This window comes from Micromonospora sp. RTBAU3-60, assembly GCF_054963695.1.
On sequence record NZ_JBUEGB010000027.1, the window covers coordinates 87,696 to 95,071 of the forward strand.

Below are 7,376 nucleotides of genomic sequence, written 5' to 3' on the forward strand. Positions count from 1 at the left end.
CCGCTGCGGAGCGGAGCGAGGCGGCGGCGTGAGCGATTCGGTGGTGACCGTGCGGCCGCGGCGGATCCGGGTGGTGTGCTGGGCGTCGGCGGCCACCCTGCTGGTGGTGTTCAGCCTGGTGGCCACCTCCCTCACCGGGGCCACCGGCGACGGCTACGGCTCGTTCCAGCGGGGCGACCAGTTGGCCATGATCGGGCTGGGCGTCCTCGGGGCCCTGGGCATCCTGCTGTTCACCCGCCCCCGGGTGGTGGCCGACGCGAAGGGCGTCCGGGTGCGCAACGTGATCGGCTCGTACGAGCTGCCCTGGGAGGTGGTCCGCGGGGTCCGCTTCGACCGGGGCGCCCCCTGGGCCAGCCTGGAACTGCACGACGACGACCTGCTGCCGATGGTCGCCCTGCAGGCCGCCGACAAGGAGCGGGCGGTCGAGGGAGTGCGTGCCCTGCGCCGCCTGCACCAGGACCACCTGGCCGCCCTCACCCACACCTCCCGCTGACCCGGCGTCGGGATCGAGACCGCAGATTCCCGGTTGGGCGCTCCTGCCCGGAATGAACGGCCCGTGTGCCGATCCGACCAGCCCGGGGCGGGTTTGGGGACGGTGGGGCGAGGGTGTAGTGTTGCTGAGTCGACCAGACTGCCCCCGTCCCTGACGCGTGGTGGTCCCGAAGCGGAGCGCCTGCTCCCACCCGAGTCGCCACGCGGCGGCCGGGTCCGGTCACCGGTTCCGGGCACGTCCCGGCGCCGGATGCGCGATCATGTGATCGTGCCGACCGGTCGAGCGGGCCCTGGCATGTGCCGGGGCCTTCTGCTTTCCGGGTCGGCTCCCGCCCGGGAGCCCGCGGAGTCGGCACCGTAGGAGACTCGACTCGAGGAGGCCCCATCAGCGTCGAACCACGCGTGAACGAGCAGATCCGGGCACGTGAGGTCCGACTGGTCGGCCCTGAGGGTGAGCAGGTGGGCATCGTCCCGCTGGAGCGCGCCCTGCAGCTGGCCGCGGACGTCGACCTGGACCTGGTCGAGGTTGCGCCGATGGCGCGCCCGCCGGTGTGCAAGCTCATGGACTTCGGCAAGTTCAAGTACGAGAGCGCACTGAAGGCGCGCGAAGCGCGGCGTAACCAGCAGCAGACCGTCATCAAGGAGATGAAGCTCCGGCCGAAGATCGACCCGCACGACTACGAGACCAAGAAGGGTCACGTGGTGCGGTTCCTCAAGGCCGGCGACAAGGTCAAGGTGACGATCATGTTCCGCGGTCGCGAACAGAGCCGCCCGGAGCTGGGTTACCGGCTCCTGCGCCGGCTCGAGTCCGAGATCTCGGAGCTGGGGTACGTCGAGGCCGCGCCGAAGCAGGACGGCCGCAACATGATCATGGTGCTCGCGCCGCACCGCGCCACCAAGGCCGCCGCGGTCGCCGCGACGGCCTCCCGGGGCGGGGCGCCCCGGGAGCGGACCGCGGAGGAATCCGTCGCTCCGGAGGCCGGCGAGACCGCAGCAGCCGGTGAGACCGGCACGACCGCTGACACCAGCGGCCAGTAACAGGGGAGAGACGTTCCACATGCCGAAGATGAAGAGCCACACGGGTATGGGCAAGCGGGTCAAGGTGACCGGCAAGGGCAAGATCGTTGCCCAGCAGGCCGGCCTCCGCCACAACCTGGAGAAGAAGGCCTCCACCCAGACCCGCCGGCTGACCGGCACCGTCGAGCTGGCCAAGGCCGACGTGAAGCGAATCAAGAAGCTGCTCGGCCGCTGACGCGCGCCACCTGAACCGAAGAAGGAGTTGAGATGGCACGCGTCAAGCGGGCTGTGAACGCCCAGAAGAAGCGTCGTACCCTGCTGGAGACCGCGAGCGGCTACCGCGGTCAGCGCTCCCGCCTCTACCGCAAGGCCAAGGAGCAGGTGCTGCACTCGATGCAGTACGCCTACCGGGACCGTCGCGACCGCAAGGGCGACTTCCGGCAGCTCTGGATCCAGCGGATCAACGCCGGCGCCCGGGCCAACGGCCTGACCTACAACCGGCTGATCCAGGGCCTGCGCCTGGCCGGCATCGAGGTCGACCGCAAGATCCTGGCCGACCTGGCCGTCAACGACGCCGCGGCGTTCGCCGCGATCGTCGAGCTGGCCCGCGCCGCCGTGGCGGCCGAGGGCACCGGTGGCGCCGCGGCCCAGGCCGCCTGACCCACCCGCACCAGCAGATCGAGGCGTCTCCCATGCAGTCACCGTCGCGCGGGAGGCGCCTCGACGCTGTTCCCGGCCCGTTCACCCCGCGTACGCCCCGCGTCGTCGCCGCCCGCCGGCTCCAGCGCCGCCGGGACCGCGAGGCCACCGGCCGATTCCTGGCCGAGGGTCCGCAGGCCGTCCGGGAGGCCCTGGGCCGCGCCGGAACGGTCGTCGAGCTGTTCGGCACGCCGACCGCCCTCGACCGGTACGCCGACCTCGCCGCCGAGGCCGCCCGGGCCGACGTGCCCGTGTCCGAGGTCACCGAGGAGGCCCTCACGGCGCTCGCCGAGACCGTCGCCCCACAGGGCCTGGTCGCCGTCTGCCGGCACCTCGACGTACCCCTCGACAAGGCCCTCGCGCGCGGGCCACGCCTGGTCGCGGTGCTCGCCGAGATCCGCGACCCGGGCAACGCCGGCACCGTGCTGCGCACCGCCGACGCGGCCGGCGCGGGCGCGGTGGTCTTCGCCGGGGACGCGGTCGACCCGTACAACGGCAAGTGCGTGCGGGCCTCCGCCGGCAGCCTCTTCCACGTCGACGTGGTGCGCGCCCCCGACCCGGCCCAGGCGGTCGACGCGCTGCGGGCCGCCGGGCTGGCCGTGCTGGCCACCACCGGGTACGGCGACAGCGATCTCGACGACCTGGCCGACGCCGGTCGGCTCGCCACCCCCACCGCCTGGCTCTTCGGCTCCGAGGCGCACGGCCTGCCCCGGCAGCTGACCGAGGCGGCCGACGTCCGGGTCCGGGTGCCGTTGCACGGGCGCGCCGAGAGCCTGAACCTGGCTGCGGCCGCGGCCGTGTGCCTGTACGCTTCAGCGAGAGCACTGCGCCGACCCTCGGGTCCGCGCGGTCACACAGCAGGGGAGTAGTCCGGATGATGAACGCGCCACGGCGTTCGTTTAGCCAGCCCGCCGGTGTCGGCGGGCGGCGGGCGTGACCCTTCCTCCTGCGTACCTCCCACCGGCGGGCTGCGGCGAAGCCGCGCGTCCGTAGACTCGCCTAGCCGCCCGTGAGGGCCGGCGCCGCCGTGAGGGAGTGCCCGTACGCCATGAGCTACCGCAACGATCCGTACGACCCGAAGCAGGTCGCCCTGCTCGACCCGGACGCCCTGGCCGAGGCCGTGGCCGAGGCCGAGAAGGCGTTCGCCATCGCCACCGACCCGGACGCGCTGCACGCGTTGCGCCCCGCGCACCTCGGCGACCGGGCCCCGGTCTCGCTCGCCCGCCGGGAGATCGGCGCGCTGCCGCCGGCCGCGAAGGCCGACGCCGGCAAGCGGGTCAACGAGGCCCGTCGCGCCATCGAGACCGCGTACGCCGCCCGGCAGGCGACGCTGGAGCGGGAGCAGGCCGAGCGGGTGCTGGTCGAGGAGCGGGTCGACGTGACCCTGCCCTACGACCGCCGGCCGCGCGGCGCCCGCCACCCGCTGACCGTGCTGATGGAGCAGATCAGCGACCTGTTCATCGGGATGGGCTACGAGATCGCCGAGGGTCCCGAGGTCGAGCTGGAGTGGACCAACTTCGACGCGCTCAACATCCCCGCCGACCACCCGGCGCGCGGCCTGATGGACACCTTCCACATCGCCCCGCAGGAGGGCTCCGTCGCCGCCGGCGAAGCGAGCTCGGGCCTTGTTCTTCGCACCCACACCTCGCCGGTGCAGGCGCGCACCATGCTCACCCGCAAGCCGCCGATCTATGTCGTCGTGCCCGGCCGGGTCTACCGCACCGACGAGCTGGACGCCACCCACGCGCCGGTCTTCCACCAGGTCGAGGGCCTGGTGGTGGACAAGGGCATCACCATGGCGCACCTGCGCGGCACGCTGGACCACTTCGCCCAGGCGATGTTCGGCGAGGGCGCGAAGACCCGCTGGCGGCCGCACTACTTCCCGTTCACCGAGCCGTCGGCCGAGTTCGACGTCTGGTTCCCGGAGCACCGGGACGGGCCGCAGTGGGTCGAGTGGGGCGGCTGCGGCATGGTCAACCCGCGGGTGCTGCGCGCCTGCGGCATCGACCCGGAGGTCTACTCCGGATTCGCCTTCGGCATGGGCATCGACCGGACCGTGATGGTCCGGCACGGGGTCAGCGACATGCGGGACATGGCCGAGGGCGACGTGCGGTTCACCCGCGCGTTCGGGGCCTGATCGGCGCCACGAGCTACGGAGACGGTGGTTAACAGTCATGCGAGTTTCTGTCAGTTGGCTGCGGGAGTACGTCGACCTCCCCGCCGACCTGCCCGCCGGCGACCTGGAGCAGGCGCTGGTCGACCTGGGCATCGAGGTCGACTCCATCGTGGACCTGCGGGAGACCGTCCAGGGCCCGCTGGTGGTCGGTGAGGTCCTGGAGATCGAGGAGCTGACCGGCTTCAAGAAGCCGATCCGGTTCTGCAAGGTCGACGTCGGCGCCGCCAACGGCACCGGCGAGCCGCAGGAGATCATCTGCGGGGCGCGCAACTTCGCCCCCGGCGACCGGGTGGTGGTGATCCTCCCCGGCGGCGTGCTGCCCGGCAACTTCGCCATCGGCGCACGCAAGACGTACGGGCGCAACTCCAACGGCATGATCTGCTCCGCGAAGGAGCTGGGCCTGGGCGACGACCACGCGGGCATCATCGTGCTGCCCGAGGACACCCCGGCCAAGCCGGGCGACGACGCCCGGCCGGTGGTCGGCCTCGACGACGTCGTGGTCGAGATGGAGATCACCCCCGACCGCGGGTACGCGCTCAGCGTGCGCGGCATCGCCCGCGAGTTGTCGCACGCCCTCGGGGTGCCGTTCCGCGACCCGGCCGACGTCCCGGCGCCCGGCGCCACCGCCGAGCCGGCGTACCCGGTCGACGTGCGGGACCCGGTCGGCTGCGACCGGTTCGCCGCCCGGATGGTGCGCGGCGTCGACCCGACCGCGCAGACGCCCGGCTGGATGCAGCAGCGACTCACCGTCGCCGGCGTCCGCAGCATCTCGCTGCCGGTCGACATCACCAACTACCTGATGCTCGAACTCGGCCAGCCGATGCACGCCTTCGACGCGGACCGGATCCGCGGCCCGCTGGTGGTCCGCCGGGCCGAGCCGGGGGAGAAGCTGACCACCCTGGACGGCGTCGAGCGCACCCTGTCCGCCGAGGACATGGTGATCTGCGACGAGATGGGTCCGATCTCGCTCGCCGCCGTGATGGGGGGCGAGACCAGTGAGGTGGTCGCCTCCACCACCGACGTGCTCTTCGAGGCGGCGCACTGGGACCCGGCCATGGTCGGCCGCACCGCCCGCCGGCACAAGCTGTTCAGCGAGGCGGCGAAGCGCTGGGAGCGGGGCGTCGACCCGGCCCTGCCGCTGGTCGCGCTGGAGAAGGCGGTCCGGCTGCTCACCGAGCACGCGGGCGGCACGGTCGGCGCGGAGATCCTGGACATCGACCACGTCCGGCCGCGTACCCCGGTCACCCTGCCGGCGGACCTGGCGTCCCGGCGGGTCGGGGTGACGTACGCCCCGGAGCGGGTGGTCGAGCTGCTGGAGCAGGTCGGCTGCACGGTCGACCGGGGCGCTGACCGGCTCGGCGAGGACCCGGGCGAGGTCGGGGTGGCCGCCGCCGGCCGGAGCGAGGTGTTCACCGTGACGCCGCCGAGCTGGCGGCCCGACCTCACCGACCCGGCCGACCTGGTCGAGGAGGTGGTCCGCCTCGACGGGTACGACCGGGTGCCGTCGGTGCTGCCCACCGCACCACCCGGCCGCGGCCTCACCGCGCCGCAGCAGCGCCGCCGGGCGGTCGCCCGGTCGCTCGCCGAGCGCGGGTACGTGGAGGTGCTCGCCCACCCGTTCGTCGCCGGGGAGCTCGCCGACCAGCTCGGTCTGCCCGCCGACGACCCGCGCCGCCGGGCGGTGCGGGTGGCGAACCCGCTCTCCGAGGAGCAGCCGCTGCTGCGCACCACGCTGCTCGGCCCGCTGCTCGGCATCCTCAAGCGCAACGTGAGCCGGGGCCTGCGCGACGTGGCGATCTACGAGATCGGCACGGTGTTCCACCCGCGTCCCGGCGCCGGCACCCCGCCGGCGATGGGCGTGGACCGGCGGCCGACCGACGAGGAGTTCGCCGCCGCCGACGCGGTGGTGCCGGACCAGCCGCGGCACGTCGCCGTGGCGCTCACCGGCGAGATCGAGCCGGCCGGCTGGTGGGGCCCGGGTCGGGCGGCCGGCTGGGCGGACGCGGTCGCGGCCGGCCGGGCCGTCCTGGACGCCGCCGGCATCCCGGCCGACCGGGTCACCGTCCGGGCCGCCGAGTACGCCCCCTGGCACCCCGGTCGCTGCGCCGAGCTGCTGGTGGACGGCACGGTCGTCGGGCACGCCGGTGAGCTGCACCCGGCCGTGGTGGCCGCGCTGGAGCTGCCGCGCCGCACCAGCGTCATGGAGCTGGACCTGGACGCGCTGCCCCCGGCGCCGATGGTGGCCGGCCCGGCCATCTCCACCTTCCCGCCCGCGCTGATCGACGTGGCGCTGGTGGTGGACGACGCGGTGCCGGCGGACGAGGTCGAGCGGGCCCTCGTGGCGGGGTCCGGCGACCTGCTGGAGGACGTGCGGCTCTTCGACGTGTACGTTTCCGACCAGCTCGGCGCGGGCCGCAAGTCGCTGGCGTACAAGCTGACGTTCCGGGCGCCGGACCGGACGCTCACCGTCGAGGAGGCGGTGGCCGCCCGGGACGCGGCGGTGGCCGAGGCGGCGCGCCGCTTCGGCGCCACGCTCCGCGGCGCCTGAGGATCAGGAAGGGGCCCCTTCGCCACCCTGCGGAGAAGGGGCCCCTGTTGACCCGCGCCAGAAGTGGAGTGCCCGCTGACCGCGCCTCGGACGTGCCGGGTGGCGCCCGGTCGGGCTCCGGGCTCGGCGCTCAGCGTTCGGGGTGGCGCCGGACGAAGTCCTGGTAGGTCTCATTGGCGAGTTCGATCTCGCGGACCTGCGCGGCCAGTTCGGCCCGGCGGATGTCCGCCGCCGCCCGGGCGCGGGCCAGCCGCAGCTCGTGCCGACGGTCGCGGATGCGGGACCAGCTCCGGACGGCGGCCCAGGCGATCCAGCCGCCCGAGGCCGCCAGCCCGGTCACCGCGAAGGCGAGTAGGAAGTCCATCTCGGTATTCTGCTTCCTACTCGTTGCTCATAGTTGAGCGGTTCGGATGTTTCGCTCTCCGCCTAGCGGTGGCTGGGCTG

Annotated in this window: 8 protein-coding genes; 7 read left to right on the plus strand and 1 reads right to left on the minus strand. The window is 73.7% G+C overall.

Annotation, left to right across the window (positions count from 1 at the left end):
* Positions 1–28: 28 nt before the first annotated feature.
* The 7 genes from ACY34I_RS24350 (at position 29) to pheT (ending at position 6,932) form a co-directional block, all read left to right on the plus strand.
* Positions 29–493: a PH domain-containing protein gene (locus tag ACY34I_RS24350; protein WP_462757350.1), complete on the plus strand. Its 465-nt coding sequence runs from the start codon at positions 29–31 to the stop codon at positions 491–493.
* 401 nt (positions 494–894) lie between these two features.
* Positions 895–1,530 carry a translation initiation factor IF-3 gene (gene infC / locus ACY34I_RS24355; RefSeq protein WP_462757351.1) on the plus strand — a complete coding sequence of 212 codons (636 nt, stop codon included), beginning with the start codon at positions 895–897 and terminating at the stop codon, positions 1,528–1,530.
* 19 nt (positions 1,531–1,549) lie between these two features.
* Positions 1,550–1,744 (plus strand): 50S ribosomal protein L35, encoded by a 195-nt coding sequence (gene rpmI / locus ACY34I_RS24360; protein ID WP_073835294.1) that lies wholly within the window; start codon positions 1,550–1,552, stop codon positions 1,742–1,744.
* A gap of 32 nt (positions 1,745–1,776) precedes the next feature.
* Positions 1,777–2,169, plus strand: coding sequence for a 50S ribosomal protein L20 (gene rplT, locus ACY34I_RS24365; protein WP_046564689.1), 393 nt, complete (start codon positions 1,777–1,779; stop codon positions 2,167–2,169).
* A 32-nt stretch (positions 2,170–2,201) separates the two neighbouring features.
* Complete coding sequence (locus ACY34I_RS24370; RefSeq protein WP_462757352.1) at positions 2,202–3,077, plus strand: TrmH family RNA methyltransferase; 876 nt, start codon at positions 2,202–2,204, stop codon at positions 3,075–3,077.
* A 179-nt stretch (positions 3,078–3,256) separates the two neighbouring features.
* Positions 3,257–4,345, plus strand: coding sequence for a phenylalanine--tRNA ligase subunit alpha (pheS, locus tag ACY34I_RS24375; RefSeq protein ID WP_462757353.1), 1,089 nt, complete (start codon positions 3,257–3,259; stop codon positions 4,343–4,345).
* 37 nt (positions 4,346–4,382) lie between these two features.
* Entirely contained in the window at positions 4,383–6,932 is a 2,550-nt protein-coding gene (pheT, locus tag ACY34I_RS24380; RefSeq protein ID WP_462757354.1) for a phenylalanine--tRNA ligase subunit beta, read from the plus strand.
* 130 nt (positions 6,933–7,062) lie between these two features.
* Here the strand turns inward: pheT and ACY34I_RS24385 are convergent, their stop codons facing one another.
* On the minus strand, positions 7,063–7,296 hold the full coding sequence (locus tag ACY34I_RS24385) for a hypothetical protein (protein WP_187413612.1): 234 nt from the start codon (positions 7,294–7,296) through the stop codon (positions 7,063–7,065).
* Between the last annotated feature and the right edge of the window lie 80 nt (positions 7,297–7,376).